At 65.1% G+C, this 16,341-nt stretch carries 14 protein-coding genes; 11 read left to right on the forward strand and 3 right to left on the reverse strand.

Translation table 11 applies throughout. The annotated features are described in order from the left end of the window. Positions 1-3 precede the first annotated feature (3 nt). The 7 genes from QTI05_RS14045 to QTI05_RS14075 all read left to right on the forward strand — a co-directional run bounded on the left by QTI05_RS14045 (position 4) and on the right by QTI05_RS14075 (position 6,897). Positions 4-750 (forward strand): LytR/AlgR family response regulator transcription factor, encoded by a 747-nt coding sequence (locus QTI05_RS14045; RefSeq protein ID WP_286545487.1) that lies wholly within the window; start codon positions 4-6, stop codon positions 748-750. Continuing rightward, complete coding sequence (locus QTI05_RS14050) at positions 747-1,979, forward strand: AI-2E family transporter (protein ID WP_286621838.1); 1,233 nt, start codon at positions 747-749, stop codon at positions 1,977-1,979. Before QTI05_RS14045 ends, QTI05_RS14050 begins: the two co-directional genes overlap by 4 nt. Positions 1,980-2,132: 153 nt before the next feature. Beyond that, a complete protein-coding gene (locus QTI05_RS14055) occupies positions 2,133-3,005 on the forward strand; it encodes a glycosyltransferase family 2 protein (protein ID WP_286621840.1) in 873 nt (290 codons plus the stop codon). An 18-nt stretch (positions 3,006-3,023) separates the two neighbouring features. After that, on the forward strand, positions 3,024-3,995 hold the full coding sequence (locus tag QTI05_RS14060; protein WP_286545490.1) for a UDP-glucuronic acid decarboxylase family protein: 972 nt from the start codon (positions 3,024-3,026) through the stop codon (positions 3,993-3,995). 10 nt (positions 3,996-4,005) lie between these two features. Beyond that, complete coding sequence (locus tag QTI05_RS14065; protein WP_286545491.1) at positions 4,006-5,376, forward strand: UDP-glucose dehydrogenase family protein; 1,371 nt, start codon at positions 4,006-4,008, stop codon at positions 5,374-5,376. A gap of 144 nt (positions 5,377-5,520) precedes the next feature. Further along, positions 5,521-6,333 carry a class I SAM-dependent methyltransferase gene (locus QTI05_RS14070; RefSeq protein WP_286621842.1) on the forward strand — a complete coding sequence of 271 codons (813 nt, stop codon included), beginning with the start codon at positions 5,521-5,523 and terminating at the stop codon, positions 6,331-6,333. Between the two features lie 135 nt (positions 6,334-6,468). Further along, on the forward strand, positions 6,469-6,897 hold the full coding sequence (locus QTI05_RS14075; RefSeq protein WP_286621844.1) for a VOC family protein: 429 nt from the start codon (positions 6,469-6,471) through the stop codon (positions 6,895-6,897). A gap of 398 nt (positions 6,898-7,295) precedes the next feature. On the opposite strand, the gene QTI05_RS14080 is transcribed toward QTI05_RS14075, so the two are convergent. Genes QTI05_RS14080 through QTI05_RS14090 form a run of 3 tightly spaced genes read right to left on the reverse strand, consistent with a single transcriptional unit; the run spans position 7,296 to position 10,308 of the window. Next, positions 7,296-8,033, reverse strand: coding sequence for an ABC transporter substrate-binding protein (locus QTI05_RS14080; protein ID WP_286621846.1), 738 nt, complete (start codon positions 8,031-8,033; stop codon positions 7,296-7,298). Positions 8,034-8,044: 11 nt separating this feature from the next. Beyond that, positions 8,045-9,226, reverse strand: coding sequence for a 2-methylaconitate cis-trans isomerase PrpF (prpF, locus tag QTI05_RS14085; RefSeq protein ID WP_286621848.1), 1,182 nt, complete (start codon positions 9,224-9,226; stop codon positions 8,045-8,047). Then, on the reverse strand, positions 9,223-10,308 hold the full coding sequence (locus tag QTI05_RS14090; protein ID WP_286621849.1) for a lactonase family protein: 1,086 nt from the start codon (positions 10,306-10,308) through the stop codon (positions 9,223-9,225). The genes prpF and QTI05_RS14090 overlap by 4 nt, the downstream gene beginning before the upstream one ends. A gap of 152 nt (positions 10,309-10,460) precedes the next feature. On the opposite strand from QTI05_RS14090, the gene QTI05_RS14095 reads away from it, so the two are divergent. The 4 genes from QTI05_RS14095 to acnA all read left to right on the forward strand — a co-directional run bounded on the left by QTI05_RS14095 (position 10,461) and on the right by acnA (position 16,337). Next, positions 10,461-11,387 (forward strand): tripartite tricarboxylate transporter substrate binding protein, encoded by a 927-nt coding sequence (locus QTI05_RS14095; RefSeq protein WP_286657833.1) that lies wholly within the window; start codon positions 10,461-10,463, stop codon positions 11,385-11,387. A 46-nt stretch (positions 11,388-11,433) separates the two neighbouring features. Continuing rightward, a complete protein-coding gene (locus QTI05_RS14100; RefSeq protein WP_286621851.1) occupies positions 11,434-12,351 on the forward strand; it encodes a GntR family transcriptional regulator in 918 nt (305 codons plus the stop codon). 208 nt (positions 12,352-12,559) lie between these two features. Continuing rightward, positions 12,560-13,516, forward strand: coding sequence for a Bug family tripartite tricarboxylate transporter substrate binding protein (locus QTI05_RS14105; RefSeq protein WP_286621852.1), 957 nt, complete (start codon positions 12,560-12,562; stop codon positions 13,514-13,516). Between the two features lie 43 nt (positions 13,517-13,559). Beyond that, positions 13,560-16,337, forward strand: coding sequence for an aconitate hydratase AcnA (gene acnA / locus QTI05_RS14110; RefSeq protein WP_286621853.1), 2,778 nt, complete (start codon positions 13,560-13,562; stop codon positions 16,335-16,337). The last annotated feature ends 4 nt before the right edge of the window (positions 16,338-16,341 follow it).

Raw genomic sequence — 16,341 nt, forward strand, 5'->3', positions numbered from 1 at the left:
GCCATGCATCTGCGAACACTGATCGTCGACGACGAAGCGCTGGCGCGCTCGCGTCTGCGCACGCTGCTCGGCGAGTGCACCGCGCCGCCGGCCCAAGTCGTGGGCGAGGCCGCGCAGGCCGCCGAGGCGCAGCAGCGGCTGGCGCAAACGCCGGTCGATCTGGTGCTGCTCGACATCCACATGCCTGGCATCGACGGCATCGAACTCGCGCGGCTGCTGCGCGACCGCGGCGAAGCGCCGGCGATCGTGTTCGTGACCGCCCACCCGAGCCACGCAGTGACCGCCTTCGAGCTGGATGCAGTCGACTACCTCACCAAGCCGGTGCGGGCCGAGCGGCTGCAGCAGGCGCTGCAAAAAGCCGAGCGCTACCTCAAGGAGCGACGTGCACTGCAGCCCGATCCGGCTGAAGAGGTGTTGCTGATCCAGGAGCGGGGCCGGGCCGAGCGGGTGCCGTTGTCGGAGGTGGTCTACCTCAAGTCCGAATTCAAGTACCTCACGGTGCGCACGCCCACGCACAGCCACATTTATGACGGCAGCCTCAGCGAGATGGAGGAGCGCTACCCGAACCGCTTCGTGCGCGTGCACCGCAACGCGCTGGTGGCGCGTGCGGCGATGCGTGCACTCGAGAAATACGACGACGGCGAGGATGCCGACGGCTGGGCATTGCGGCTGCGCGGCATCAACGAACCGGTGGTGGTGTCGCGACGGCAGCTCGCGGCAGTGCGCGACGCGCTGAAGGATTCGCGGTGAGCACGCCTTCCGCACCGGGCCCGGTCGAGCCCGACCCTGCCGCGCCTGCACCCACCCCCGACGCGCCACCCCGGGTTGAGCCCGACCCGATCGCCGCCGCCGAGAGCGAGCCGCCGCCGCCCAACCCCCTGCTGCTGCATGTGCCGGTGGACGTGCGCAGCGTATCGCTGGCGGTACTGGCGGCGCTGGCCGGCGTCTTTGCGCTGCGCTGGGCCGCGCCCGTCTTCATTCCGCTGATGGTCAGCCTGCTGCTGACCTACGCGCTGGCGCCGGCGGTCGACCGGCTCGCACGCTGGCACGTGCCACGCGGCATCGGCGCGGCCGTGGTCCTGCTGGCGATCGGCGCAGGCGTCGGCAGCACCGCCTACTCGTTGTCCGACAGCGCGGGTCAACTGGTGGATTCGCTGCCCGTCGCGGCGCAGAAGCTGCGGCAGGCGGTGCGCAACCGCAGCCCGGCGCGCACCGGCACGCTCGATACCGTTCAACAGGCTGCCGCGCAACTCGAGCAGGCGGCCGAAGAGAATTCGGCCAAGGTCGCGGCGCGCAAGGGCGTGGCCCGCGTCATCGTCGAGCGGCCTTCGTTCAATGTGCGCGACTACCTCTGGAGCGGCACGCTCGGGCTGCTGGCCGCGGCCGGCCAGCTCGCACTGGTGGCGTTCCTCACGTTCTTCGCGCTCGCCTCGGGCGACACCTTCCGGCGCAAGCTGGTCAAGATCACCGGGCCCAGCTTCGAGAAGAAGAAGATCACCGTGCACGTGCTGGACGACATCACGGGCCACATCGAGCGCTATTTGCTGGTTCAGATCTTCACGAGCGCGATCGTGGGCGTCGCAACCTGGCTGGCATTCTGGGCGCTCGGCCTCGAGAGCGCGGCGGTGTGGGGCATCATCGCCGCCATCACCAACCTGATTCCGTACCTCGGCTCGATCGTCGTGATGGGCGCCTCGGCGCTGGTCGCGTTTCTTCAGTTCAACGCGATCGACATGGCGTTGCTGATCGGAGGCGTTTCGCTGCTGATCCACACCCTGGTCGGAAACCTGCTTACGCCCTGGCTCACCAGCCGCAGCAGCAGCATGAACCCGGTCGCGGTGTTCGTCGGCGTGATTTTCTGGGGCTGGCTCTGGGGCGTCTGGGGGCTGCTGCTTGGTATTCCCATCATGATGATGATCAAGGCCGTTTGCGATCAGGTGGAAGATTTGCAGCCGCTCGGGGAACTGCTTGGCGACTGACCGAAGGGCTATGACGGGTGGTCGATAGCCTGCTGTAAGTAAATGTGTTGACAATAGGGGTCTTCGCGAACTTTCGATGTAATTCTTGAGTTCCCCCTTTTTCCGCCGTCGGGCCACGAAAGTGGCGCGCTCTTACCTTCCATGAACGCTGCCGTGTCCGACTCTTCTACTGTCACCCACCATTGCACGATCGTCATCCTGACTTTCAACTCGTCCGGCATCATCCGGGAGACCGTGACCGCGGCACTGCAGGTGAGCCCGCATGTGTACGTGGTCGATTCAGGCTCGACTGACGGAACCCCGGCGCTGCTCGAAGAACTGGGGTGCACCGTGGTGCAGCGCCCCTTCAGCAACTACAGCGACCAGCGCAACTGGGCGATCGCCCAGGTGACGCCGCACTGCGCCTGGCAACTGCACCTGGACGCGGACGAGGTGCTCGATGCGGAGTCGATCCGCGAGATGCGCGCGATCCTGGCCGGGCCGGCGAAGTTCGACGCCTGGCTGTTGCGCCGGCGCGACTATTTCATGGGCCACATGCTGCGTCACAGCGGCGTCAACCCGTGGCACCTGCGGCTCTTCAAGTCAGGCGTGGGCCGCTGCGAATCGCGCCTGTACGACCAGCACTTCATCGCCGACGCGCCGAGCGGGCGCATCAACGGCTTCATGCACGACAAGAACGCTGCCTCGCTGACCAGCTGGATCACGAGCCACAACCGCTGGAGCGACGCCGAGGCGAAGGAAAAGCTCGGCCCCGGGGCGCAGGGCGGCGACGTGCTGCAGGCCCGGCTGCTGGGCGACGCGCGCGAGCGCACCCGCTTCATCAAGCAGGTTTACTACAAGCTGCCGATCGGGCTGCGCGCCTTCAGCTATTTCATCTACCGCTACGTCTTCCGGCTGGGCTTTCTCGACGGCAAGCCCGGCTTCTACTTCGCGTTTTTCCAGGCCTTGTGGTTCCGCATGCTGGTCGACGCCAAGATGTACGAGCACCGGTCGCGTCCCGCCGACGGCGCCTCAACTGCCCCCTGAACCGAAGGAACTGCTTTCATGCGCAACTACAACCCCACCAAACGCATCCTGGTCACCGGCGGCGCCGGCTTCCTCGGCAGCCACCTCTGTGACCGCCTGATCGCGCAGGGGCACGACGTGCTGTGCGTCGACAACTTCTTCACCGGCAGCAAGCGCAACATCGAGCATCTGCTCGACAAGCCGCAGTTCGAGCTGATGCGCCATGACGTCACCTTTCCGCTCTACGTGGAGGTCGACGAGATCTACAACCTGGCCTGCCCGGCCTCGCCGATCCACTACCAGCACGACCCGGTGCAAACCACCAAGACCAGCGTGCACGGCGCCATCAACATGCTGGGCCTGGCCAAGCGGGTGCGCGCGAGGATCATGCAGGCCTCCACCAGCGAGGTCTACGGCGATCCCGAGGTGCATCCGCAGGTAGAGGCCTACTGGGGCCGCGTCAACCCGATCGGCATCCGCAGCTGCTACGACGAAGGCAAGCGTTGCGCTGAAACGCTGTTTTTCGACTACCACCGCCAGCACAAGCTGCGCATCAAGGTGGCGCGCATCTTCAACACCTTCGGGCCACGCATGCACATGAACGACGGGCGCGTGGTGTCGAACTTCATCGTGCAGGCGCTCAAGGGCGAGAACATCACGATCTACGGCGACGGCCAGCAAACGCGCAGCTTCTGCTATGTGGACGACCTGATCGAAGGCTTCATCCGCCTGATGGGCACGGGTGACGACTTTCCGGGCCCGGTCAACATCGGCAACCCGGGCGAGTTCTCGATGCTCGAGCTGGCCAACAAGGTGATCACGCTCACAGGCTCGAAGAGCCAGCTGGTGCGCATGCCGCTGCCGGCCGACGATCCGAAGCAGCGCCGGCCCGACATCTCGCTGGCCCGGGAAAAGCTCGGCGGCTGGGAGCCCAAGACCCAGCTCGACGAAGGCCTGCAAAAGACCATCGCCTATTTCGACCAGCTCCTGTCCGCCGGCCAACCCGCCTGATCCCACAACCATGAACATCACCATCATCGGCACCGGCTATGTCGGGCTTGTCACCGGCGTCTGCCTGGCAGACCTTGGCAACCATGTGTTCTGCCTCGACCTCGATCCGGTCAAGGTCAAGACGCTCAACGAGGGCGGCATCCCGATCTACGAGCCTGGCCTGGCCGAGCTCCTGCAGTCGAACATGGCCGCCAAGCGCCTGACCTTCTCGACCGACGTCGAGGCCGCGGTCGCGCATGGCGACGTGCAGTTCATCGCGGTCGGCACGCCTTCCGACGAGGACGGCAGCGCCGACCTGCAGTACGTGCTGGCCGCGGCGCGCAGCATCGGCCGCACCATGAACCGCTTCACTGTGGTGGTCGACAAGTCGACCGTGCCAGTGGGCACCTCCGACAAGGTGACGGCCGCGATCCGCGACGAACTGACCAAGCGCGGCATGGCCGACCATCGCTTCGCCGTCGTGAGCAACCCCGAGTTCCTGAAGGAAGGCGCGGCGGTTGAGGACTTCATGCGCCCTGACCGCATCGTGCTCGGCGTGGCCGACGATGACGAAGGCCGCGAGGCGCTGGCCGTGATGCGCAAGGTCTATGCGCCGTTCAACCGCAACCACGAGCGCATGCGCGTGATGGACGTGAAGTCGGCCGAGTTCACCAAATACGCGGCCAACGCGATGCTGGCCACGCGCATCAGCTTCATGAACGAACTCGCGAACCTGGCCGACAAGGTCGGTGCCGACATCGAACTGGTGCGCCAGGGCATCGGCTCCGACCCGCGCATCGGCTACAGCTTTCTCTACGCCGGCACCGGCTACGGCGGCAGCTGCTTCCCGAAGGACGTGCAGGCGTTGGTGCGCACCGCGAGCGAATACGGCCAGCGGCTGCAGGTGCTCGAAGCGGTGGAGGCGGTCAACGACACGCAGAAGAACGCGCTGGTGCGCAAGATCTTCGATCGCTTCGGCGACGACCTCACGGGCAAGACCTTCGCGGTCTGGGGCCTGGCCTTCAAGCCCAACACCGACGACATGCGCGAGGCGCCAAGCCGCGTGGTGCTGGGTGCGCTGACGCGCGCCGGTGCGCGCATCGTGGCGCACGACCCGGTGGCCGTGCCCGAAACGAAGCGCGTGCTCAAGCTCGACTTCGAGGACGCGCCCGCCTGCATCGATCAGATCGAATTCGCCGGTGAACCGATGGCGGCGCTGGAGGGCGCCGACGCACTGGTCATCATGACCGAGTGGAAGGCCTACCGCAGCCCGAACCTCGAGCGGCTCAAGGAAGTGATGAAGGCACCGGTGATCTTCGACGGCCGCAACCTCTACGAGCCGGCGACCATGCGCGACGCCGGCGTGGCTTACTTCGGCATCGGGCGCAACAGCGGCAACTGAGCGGGGCCTGCAGGCCAGCGGCCAAGCCCGCGGAGAGAGTGATGTCCAGAGCGAGCAAGACGTTGACGCTGCAATCCACTGCGTCATAGCATCGCGCAGGCCCAGTCAACCGATGCGCCCAGCCGTGGTGCGAAGGGATTGCCGATGAACGCCACTTCCTCGAGCTTCGTCGCCGCCGACGGCGACGGCTACGAACGGCTGATGGGCCGTTGGAGCCGCCTCCTTGCGCTGCCCTTCCTGGACTTCGTCGGGACCGCGGATGGCGACCGTGTGCTCGATGTCGGCTGCGGCACAGGCCATCTGGCTTTTGCGGTGGCCCGCCGTACCGGCGCCGGCGAAGTGCGGGGCGTGGATCTCGCCCAGCCCTATGTCGAACATGCCAGGCGCCACAACCAGGATGCGCGCATCGTCTTCGACGTGGCCGACGCCTGTGCGCTGCCCTTTCCGAGCCAGAGCTTCGACCGCGTGCTTTCGCTCCTGGTCTTGCACTTCGTGCCGGAGGCGGGGAAGGCAGTTGCCGAGATGCGGCGCGTCGCCAAGCCCGGAAGCATCGTCGGTGCGGCTGTGTGGGATGCGCGTGGCGGCTACGTCGCCAACCGCCTTTTCTTCGACACGGCCGCCGTGCTCGACCCGGAAGCGAGGGCGCGCCGCGCCCGCAACTACACCCGGCCGATGACGCGGCCCGGCGAACTGGCCCGGGCCTGGCGCGACGCCGGTTTCAAAAAAGTGGATGAGACGACGCTCGCCATCCGAATGGAGTTCGCTTCATTCGCGGACTACTGGGCGCCCTTCGAGGGCAAGGACGGCCCCGGCGCAGAGTACGTCGCCACGCTTGGCGAGGACGCGCGCGCACGGCTGCGCGAGGCTGTCGAGGCAGCCTACCTCGACGGCGAAGCGGATGGCCCACGGTCCTACGCAGCGCTCGCATGGGCCGTCAAGGGCACGGCGCCGGCGTAGCGCATCTCCTGGATCAGGGGGCCGCTGAAGGCACAACTGCTGTGGCAGGATGCGGGCAGGCTGAAACGTCTCGACGTTCTCACGCCCGTCGGACACGCCGTGTGCAAACTGGCGCAAAGTCAAAGGAGCGTATGCATGGAAACACAGGAGTTGCACCGCGGGCGCCTGATCGATCACATCCAGCTCGTGGTGAGCGATCTTGCCGCGAGTCAGGCCTTCTACAAGGCCGTCTTCGAGGTGCTGAAGATTCCGATGGGCGGCACTGGCGAGGACTATTTCTGGGCCGATGAGCTTTTCGTGTCGACCGCCGACAGCAAAGCCGCTCAGGGCCAGTTGACCGGGCGCCACCATCTGGCCTTTCAGTCCCAGGACAAGGCGATGGTCGATGCGTTCTACAAGGCCGCGCTCGCGCATGGCGGCACGGACAACGGAGCACCCGGCGAGCGGCAGTATCACCCCGGGTACTACGCCTGCTTCGTGCTCGACCCCGACGGCAACAACATCGAGGCCGTGTTCCACGGCGAGGCCCGGCGTAGCGCGCCATCGGTCAAGGTAACGTTCTGATCCTGCGGGCACGCGGGCTTGCCAGTGCAAGGCGGATCCCCGTACCTGCAGCTTCCGGGCAGCAGGCTTGTCCAGCCTCACATTTCACGACACCGATGAGCGATATTCAAGAACGAATTGTGGACAGCTTCAACGCGCAGGGCCTGATGACCACCATCGGCGCACGCCTTTCCTGGCCATCGGACGGGTGCGGAGCTCGGGCAAGCTTCTTATAGTCTGCAGCGGCGAAGTCCGAGCGTTCTCTGGTGCTGGAGATGCATACAAGGTGGTCGCCCTTGTGCAGGCCACCATCGTGAATGTTGGACGCTAACGCACAAGCGTGACAGTCGGCCGCAAGCGGTTTCTCAGACGATCGATCGAGCCCAACTTCAAGCGACTCAGCGTTCTGTGGGACCAGGTCATGTCGAAGCCGGCGGCGCCAGCGTCGCGCCCTCGATCTCGTTCCGACGCAGCGCTTCATTGACGAAACCGGAGGACTTCACATCTTCTACGAAGCTCTGAAGTGCTGCGATGGCATTTTTTGCCCGTGCCTTTGGTAGCCCCATTGCCTGCTGGATGACCATGAACCGGCCCGGCAGGAGGCGAAGGCCGCCGATCCTCGCTGCGTCGGCCTCCAGCTGCTGCCGGACGCCCGCGGCGACATCGAGGTCGTGTTCAACGAAAGTATCGACGACCGCAGGGGACGTCGGCGCACGAACGATGTGCGCATAACGCAGTTCGCGCGTAAGAAAGAGATCGTAAGCGCTGCCTCCGCCGACGGCGATCAGCCGCCCTGCCTGGTCCACTTCATCCACAGATTGGATCGTGGATTCTTCTTTCACCAAATAAGCGCCTTCGATCAAGAGATAGGGCGCTGTAAACGCGATGCCGGCACCGCGAATGGGATCGATTGCAAAGAACCCGAAGTCGGCCTCTTCGCGGGTCACCGCTTCAACCGATTTGCCGGCCGAGTCAAAGACCACCAAGTCAATTGGCAAGTCCAGCCTGCGCGCGAGTTCAACGGACAGATCAACCGAGACACCTGCCGGATTTCCAGACGCGTCCAGCGTGGCCAGGATCGGGTTGCCGAGATTGATCGAGGCGCGCAAGCGACCGGTGGGCGCCAGTGCACGGACCACGTCAGAAAAGATGTCCATCGTCGCAGCGCTTAGACGGACGGAACGAAAACCTGGCCGTCCATGATGCGTCGGGCGCTTCGGCTCATGATGGCCTTGGTCACGCCCCATTCGCCCCGGGTTTCTGCAGCTTCGGCGCCGACGAAAAGACTGCCCGAGGGGTGGCCGAAGCGCACCGTGCCCGAGGATCCGTTTGCCAGCAACCTGCTTACCAAGGTGCCGGGAATCGCGGCGGCCACCGCGATCGCAACGGCACCGGTTCCGGTCATTGCATGGTGCAGCTTGCCCATTGACATGATCCGTGCCGTGAGGTCGATGGCGCCCCCGTCCACTTCCTTCCCGCTGGAGGATGTGTAGCTCGTCGGCTTGGACACGAAGGCGATCTTGGGAGTGTGCGGACGCTTGGCGGTTGCTTCGTCCGCAGAACTGGCCAGGCCCATGGCCACGGTGGCATGCGCGCGGATGTCCTCCAGTCGCTTCAACAAAGCTGCGTCCGAATTGACGTCGCCCTGCATCTCCGTGCCCTTCAGTCCGATCGCGGCAGCGTCGACGAAGATGGTGGGGTTGCCCGCGTTGATGAGCGTGGTCTCCACGCGACCCAGTCCCGGCACCTCGACATGATCCGTGCGGTTGCCGGTGGGGAACATGGCGCCGCCTTCGCTGTCCTCGCCCGCTCCCGGGTCCAGAAACTCCAGCTTGATCTCCGCCGACGGGAAGGCCACTCCGTCGAGCTCGAAGTCGCCCAGTTCCACGACCTGACCGCCCCTCACGGGCACATGGGCAATGATGCGTTTGCCGATGTTGGCCTGCCAGATGCGCACCACCGCCATGCCATTCGCTGGCGTTTCCATCAGACCCCGCGTGATCGCAAAAGGTCCGACAGCCGAGGTGAGGTTGCCGCAGTTGCCACTCCAGTCGACCACGGCGCTTTCGATCGCGACGGCGCCGAACAGGTAGTCGACGTCGCAGTCCGGACGGGTGCTTTTGCCGACCAGGACCACCTTGCTGGTGCTCGACGTGGCCCCACCCATGCCGTCGATCTGCTTGCCGTAGGGGTCCGGGCTGCCTGTCACGCGCAGCAACAGCGCATCGCGCGCCGCGCCGGGCACTCGTGCGGCTGCCGGAAGGTCGTCGAGTGCGAAGAAGACGCCCTTGCTCGTGCCGCCTCGCATGTAGGTGGCGCGGACGGCGATCTGGGGTGGGGATTGGCTCATGGTGTTCCTTTGGTGAATGTGATACAGACAGGGCTGCCTGTGTATGCCAAGGCTTGGTCGTGCACGTAAAGGGGTGATTCGTCGAGCGCAACGATGGTGTCGGCGTCCTCGTTGGCCACGAGGACCACAGGCGCGTCTGGCACAAGGGTGATGAAGCGCGGCACGGCGCCGCGCGTGTCGACCCATTCGGGTGAATGGAGCGTGCCGTCGGCAGGCGTGATCTGAAACCGGACCACGCTCCCATGCCCCCGGTTCGAGACGAAAACGGCTGCACCATCGTGGCTCAGCGCGATGCCTGCTCCGGTGTTTTCTCCGGTGAAGAATTCGGGCACCGTCGGCACGCGCTGCGCTGGTGTCAGCGTGCCCGTGTCGGCGTCGAACGCCATGGCCAGAAGCTGACTCGACAACTCCAACACCACCCAGGCGAAGTTGCCTGTGGCGTCAAACGCCAGATGGCGTGGGCCGCTTCCCGGCGCGGTCCGCAACGAGCATGCCAACCGCAAGGCACCCGTGTCTGGGTCGAACGCGATCGTGTGCACGGCGTCACTGCCTTTGTCCGGCACGAGCAGCCACTTTCCGGACGGATCGAAAACTACTTGGTGGGGATGTGCCCCTTGTTGCTGCGTACGGTGCGGGCCACGTCGGTCGGGCAATGCAAGACAGTGCGCGACCGCATCCAGGCTGCCGTCATTGCGGACCGGCAGGGCGACGATGTCGCCGCTGGCGTAGTTGGCGATCAAGCACCAGTGGCCGTTCGGGCTAAGGACCAGGTGAACAGGATTCCTGCCTTCGGTTGATACCGAGCCGCTCAGTGCCAGACCTCCTGCTTCGTCGCACCGAAAGGTGCTGACAGTCGAACCGTCGCCGTGAACGCAGTGAAGGTGACGCTCGCCGCCGTCGAACAGCAGGTACGACGGGTTCGGATCCGTCGCAACGGTCGCCCAGTGTGTCCAGACCCCTTGGCCGTCGACGTCAAACACCGCGATTCCCCGGCCGCGCGCGTCGCGTTCGCGCGTGGTTCGACAGCCGACGTAGGCGCGCAAGGCGCCGCGGTCGATGGTGGGGTGAGCGTAAGTCTCCATGGCTTGACCAGTTCTTAGATTGCATTCTATGATCACTTTAGACATTACGCAATCTCGCCAATTCCGGCACAACCCACGGAGACAAAACGATGGAATCGATTCGACGCAGAGCCCTTTTGCAAGCTGCCGCGCTCGCTGTCCTGCCACTCGGCATGGCAGGACAGCGAGCTTTCGCTCAGGACAAATTCCCAGGCAAACCAGTCACGCTCATCGTCCCGCAGCCAGCGGGCGGCGATGCTGATGTGGTTTGCAGAAGCCTGCAGGCCAAGATGCAGGAGGTGCTCGGGCAGGCCGTGATCATCGACAACCGCGGTGGCGCGGGCGGCAACATCGGGACCGCCCTGGGCGCCAAGGCGGCGCCGGACGGCTACACGGTCACCTTCGTTAACCAGGGAACAATGGCGCTCAACCCCTCGCTGTACCCAAGCCCGGGATACAAGGTCGAGAACTTCGCCCCGGTGACGCAGCTTACGTCGATCGACCTGGTGATCGTGGCGCACCCTTCGGTGCCGGCCAACAACCTCAAGGAGTTCCTCGAGCTCGCACGCAAGGAGCCGGGCAAGTACACCTATGGCACTGCGGGCAACGGCAGCGCCAACCACCTGGCCGGCGAAATGCTCAAGTCGATGGCCAAGGTAGACATCACGCATGTCCCCTACAAGGGCGGCGGCCCGGCCATCATCGCTGCCCTTGGCGGGGAGGTCAGCACGGTCGTCGCCTTTCCCCTGGCGGCTCTGCCGCACATCCGCGGCGGCAAATTGAAGGCCCTCGCCGTCACCGGCAAGACCCGCTCGAAAGCGTTGCCAGAGGTGCCCACCGTCGCGGAGAGCGGCGTGACTGGATACGAGTTTGCTTCCTGGATGGGCCTCATGGTGCCCAAGGGCACGCCGGACCCGATCGTCCAGACGCTGCAACGCGCTGCGGCTGCAGCGCTCAAGGACAAGGAAGTGGCCGCGCGACTGTCCTCCGGCATGACCGAAGCGGTCGGTGGAAGTCCGAAGGAATTCGGTGACCTGATCGCGCTCGAAGGCCAGCGCTGGTCCAGGATGATCAAGCAGTTCGGCATGAAGATCGATTGACGCGCGAACGGCCCAGCGTTGCCCATAGACTATGGGAATGCCCCCGGTGAACGACACTGCCACTACCCCCGAACTGACCTCGCTCCAGCAGCGCGTCGCCCGCGAAATCGTGGCGCTGGTGCGTCGGGACAATCGGCGCGCCGGCGAGCATCTGCCCGAGGTGCACATCGCGCAACACATCGGCACGTCGCGCTCGCCCGTGCAGTCGGCCTTGCGACACCTGGCCCAGCTGGGTGTGCTGCAGCAGGACGCCAACCGGGGATTTTTCCTGAGCATCGACGCCAAGGACTGGGATGGACAGGTCGCTGGCTTGCTCACCTCAGACGATCCGCTCTACCTTCGCATTGCCGACGACCGCCAGTCGGGCGACTTGCCGGACGAGGTGACGGAGGCCGACCTGATGCGACGCTACGGTGTGGCCCGGAGCACGTTGCGCAAGGTGTTGTCCCGGGTCTCCGAGGAAGGCTGGATCGAGCAGAGCATGGGCCACGGCTGGCGCTTCCTCCCGATGATCGACTCGCCTGATGCCTACGAAGAGAGCTACCTCTTTCGTCAGTCGATCGAGCCCGGAGCGATGCTGGGTCCCTCGTTCCAGTTCGTGCCGGCCGAGCTCAAGCAGCTGCGCCGCGAGCAGCAGCGCATCGTCGATGGCGGCTTCCAGACGATGACGCCGATCGAGCTCTTCGAATCCAACAGCCATTTCCACGAAACGCTCGCGAAGTGGGGGCACAACCGCTTTGTGCTCCAGTCGGTGCGGCGGGTGAACCAACTGCGGCGCCTGGTCGAATACCGCCAGGCCTCGCGCCGGGGTGCGCGCCACACGCAAGCGGCGGAGCATCTGGCCATCCTGGACGCCATCGAGCAACAGGACTTCATGCAGGCCGCGAGCCTGATGCGCGCTCACCTCGACGGCGCTCGCCGCGACAAGTTGCGCGACCCCGGCGTCTTCTCTCAGACCGCCTGATCGTTCACTGAACAGAGGCCCGCTCCGGCTATCGGAGCGCGAAGGCGTGAACGTCTGGTCGCCCCACCCGACGACACCCAGTTACAGCATGACTGGGGTTTACCCTTGCCCCATATTGGTGAAAGTGATTAGAAAATACAAACAAGGCCCAAAGACGGCCAGACGATTTTTTCTCGCTTTACCAACCATTCCCACCCAGGAGACATCGATGAAAGTTCAGAAAGCCCTCCGCAGTGCGGCCCTGACCGCCTCTCTGTTTGCAGCCGTGGCCGCCCATGCACTGGAGACTGTGCGTTTCATGGCCCCCGGCTCGCCCGGTGGTGGATACGACCAGACCGCCCGCACGCTTGGCAAAGCGCTGACCGAAGCCAACGTCGCCAAGAGCACGATGTATGACAACAAGAACGGTGCGGGCGGCACGCTCGGTCTGGCGCAGTTCGTCAACAGCTCCAAGGGCGATCCCAACGCCCTGTGCGTGGTGGGCGCGATCATGGTCACCGGGATCGTGCAGAACAAGCCGCAGATCACCTTGGCCAACGTGACGCCGATCGCCCGGCTCTTCACCGAATACAACGTGATCGCCGTGCGCAAGGACGCACCGCACAAGTCCTTCGATGAGCTCATGTCGGACTTCAAGAAGAACCCTGCCAGCGTGAAATGGGGCGGTGGTTCGAAGGGCTCGGTCGACCACATCGGCGTGGGCGAACTGGCGGGCGCCGCCGGGGTGCCGATGGCCAAGGTGAACTATGTCCCGTTCGGTGGCGGCGGTGAGGTGGTCTCCGCCACGCTGGGCGGCCACATCACGGCGATCACCGGTGGATACGCCGAACTCTCGAAATACGTCGAGTCCGGCCAGTTCCGCGTGCTCGCCGTGGGTTCGCCCACGCGCATGGCCGGCGTCGATGCCCCGACGCTCAAGGAAGCGGGCTACAACATCCAGATCGGCAACTGGCGCGGTGTCTATGGCGCAGCAAATCTGACACCCGCGCAGCGCAAGGAACTCACCGATGCCGTGCTGGCCGCCACCCGAACGAAGGGTTGGCAAGACGCCGTCAAGGCCAACGCATGGTCGCCCAGCGTGATCACTGGTGACGAGTTCAGCAAATTCGTCGACGACGAGCACACCCGCCTGCGAGCCGTCATGACCAACGTCGGCCTCATGTGATCAGCACTCTCGGCGACGCAAGCGCGCCCCACGAAAGAAAGCCATGAAACTTCAACCCCAGATCAGACAGCTCGCCCTGTCGAACCGTTCGGTGCGCTACGTCTCCATCGGTGATGTCGAAGGTGTCGAGAAACTCCCGTTCTCGCTGCGCATCCTGCTGGAAAACCTGCTGCGCCAGGCCAGCCGCGGCGTCGACACGCATGCCGAGGTCGACGCCTTGCTTGCCCGTCGTCTTGGCAGCGGCCTCAGCTTTTACCCGGTTCGGGTCTATGGCCAGGACATCCTGGGCCAGGTGATGCTGGTCGACATGGCCGGGATTCGCGATGCCGTCGCCGAGGCTGGAGGCAATGCGTCCCTGGTCAGCCCGAAGGTGCCGGTCGACGTGATCATCGACCACTCGCTGCAGGTCGACAGCTGGGCCACGCCGAACGCGCGACGCATCAACCTGGAAAAGGAGTACGAACGCAATGGCGAACGTTTCGCGTTCCTGCGTTGGTGCAGCAGCAGTTTCGAGGGGGTGCGCATCGTGCCGCCGGGCAAGGGGATCATGCATCAGATCCACCTCGAGTACATCGGCAAGGTGGTATGGACCGAGAAGACCGCGGAGGGCGAGCTCGCGATCCCCGACACCTGTGTTGGCACCGACAGCCACACGCCGATGATCAACGGCCTGGGCGTGCTCGGTTGGGGCGTTGGTGGCATCGAAGCCGAGGCTGTGATGGTGGGCAAGCCCGTGGCGCTCGCGCTGCCCGAAGTGATCGGTCTGGAGGTAAAGGGCAAGCTTCGCGAAGGCGTGCTGCCGACCGACATGGTGCTGGCCATCACGCAGAAGATGCGCAACTTGGGGGTGGTCGGCAAGTTCGTCGAGTTCTTCGGCGACGGCCTCGATGCGTTGTCGCTCGGCGACCGCGGCATGATCGCCAACATGGCCCCCGAGTACGGTGCAACGGCCGTCTACTTCCCTATCGACGACCGCACAATGGATTACCTGCGCATGACCGGGCGCGAAGAAGCCCAGCTGGAACTGGTGGAAGCCTATGCCAAAGCACAGAAGCTCTGGCGCAATGCCGACACCCCTGCGCCGCACTTCGACACGGTGGTCACGCTGGATCTCGACACGATCCGCCCGTGCCTGGCCGGCCCGCGCAATCCGGAAGACCATCTCGATCTTGAGACCGTGCCGACCGCGTTCTTGCAGCACCATCAGGACATCGCAGGTCGGCCGCTCGATCCTCAACGCGCGGTGCCAGTCAACGGCGAGAACTTCGCTCTGCGTGATGGCGCGGTTCTGATCGCTGCCATCACCAGCTGCACCAACACCGCGAACCCGGTCAACATGATGGCGGCTGGCCTCGTGGCAAAGAAGGCCGTGGCGCTGGGCCTGAAGACGCAGCCCTGGGTCAAAACCTCGCTGGTGCCCGGCAGCCATGTGACGGCGGCCGTGCTGGAGAAAGCGGGCCTGCAGGATGCGCTCGACACCCTGGGCTTCAACATCGCCGGCTTCGGCTGCACGACCTGCAACGGCGGCTCGGGCCCGCTGCCCGACAACGTGGTCGAAGCGATAGAGAAAGAGAGGCTCGTCGGTACGGCCGTGCTCTCAGGCAATCGCAACTTCGAGGGCCGCATCCATCCGAACGTTCGGGCCGCCTATCTGGGCTCTCCCGCGCTGGTGGTGATCTACGCCCTGACTGGGTCGCTAACGGTCGACGTGACGCGTGAGCCGATCGGCATCGGCAGCGACGGGGAGCCTGTTTACATGCGCGATGTCTGGCCCACCGCTCTCGAGGTCTCGGCCGCGGTCGATGGCGCCTACGAACCGCAGCTGTTCCGTGAGAAATACGCCGATCTTTTCGACGGCGGCGCGGCATGGGATGCACTGGCCGGCGAGCGCAGCGAACGCTTCCAATGGCAGGACGCGAGCACCTACGTGCGCCGTCCGCCGTATTTCGAGAACCTGTCGCGCGAAGCGGCACCGGTGCAGGACATTCTTGGCATGCGGCCGCTGGTCATCCTGGGCGACTCGGTCACGACCGATCACATTTCGCCCTCGGGCGCCATCAGCCTCGGCACGCCGGCGGCCGACTTCCTGTTGTCCAAGGGCGTCGAGAAGCGCAACTTCAACAACTACACAACGCGACGCGGCAACCATGACGTGGCGGTTCGGGCGACCTTCGCCAACATCCGCCTGCGCAACCGGATCACCCCGGGCGTCGAAGGCGGCGTGACTCGGCTCATGCCCGAGGGCACGCAGATGCGCGTCTTCGAGGCGGCCGAGCAATACCTGCAGCGCGAGGTGCCCTTGGCGGTGATCGCAGGCAAGAACTACGGTTGCGGCTCATCCCGCGACTGGGCAGCCAAGGGCGTCGCGCTGCTGGGCGTGAAGGCCGTAGTCGCGGAAAGCTTTGAACGCATCCACCGCACCAACCTGGTCGGTATGGGTGTGCTGCCGCTGCAGTTCGAGCCGGGGACCACGGCCGAATCGCTTGGCCTCGATGGCAGCGAAGTCATTGACATTCCCGGGCTGGCCGAAAAGCTGGACGTGCTGGGCCGCATCGATGCGAAGGTGCATCGTGCCGACGGGACCACCACCAGCGTGCCGCTGGTCATCCGCCTCGACACCGCTGAGGACGTCGACTACTGGCGTCACGGCGGGATCCTGCCGCTGGTGTGGCGCGACTACCTGTCCGGCAAGTCAGAGGATCACGCTTCCCACGCCGCCCGGCCAGTTCTGGAAGCCAGCGGTGGCCCGCAGCACGAGTTGCCGGACGCGATGCCGGGAAGTGACGTGCCGAGTGCCACGCAAGGCGCCACGCTGAGCTGACCTT

The sequence above is a fragment of the Variovorax fucosicus genome (assembly GCF_030316825.1).
Taxonomy (GTDB): domain Bacteria; phylum Pseudomonadota; class Gammaproteobacteria; order Burkholderiales; family Burkholderiaceae_C; genus Variovorax; species Variovorax fucosicus.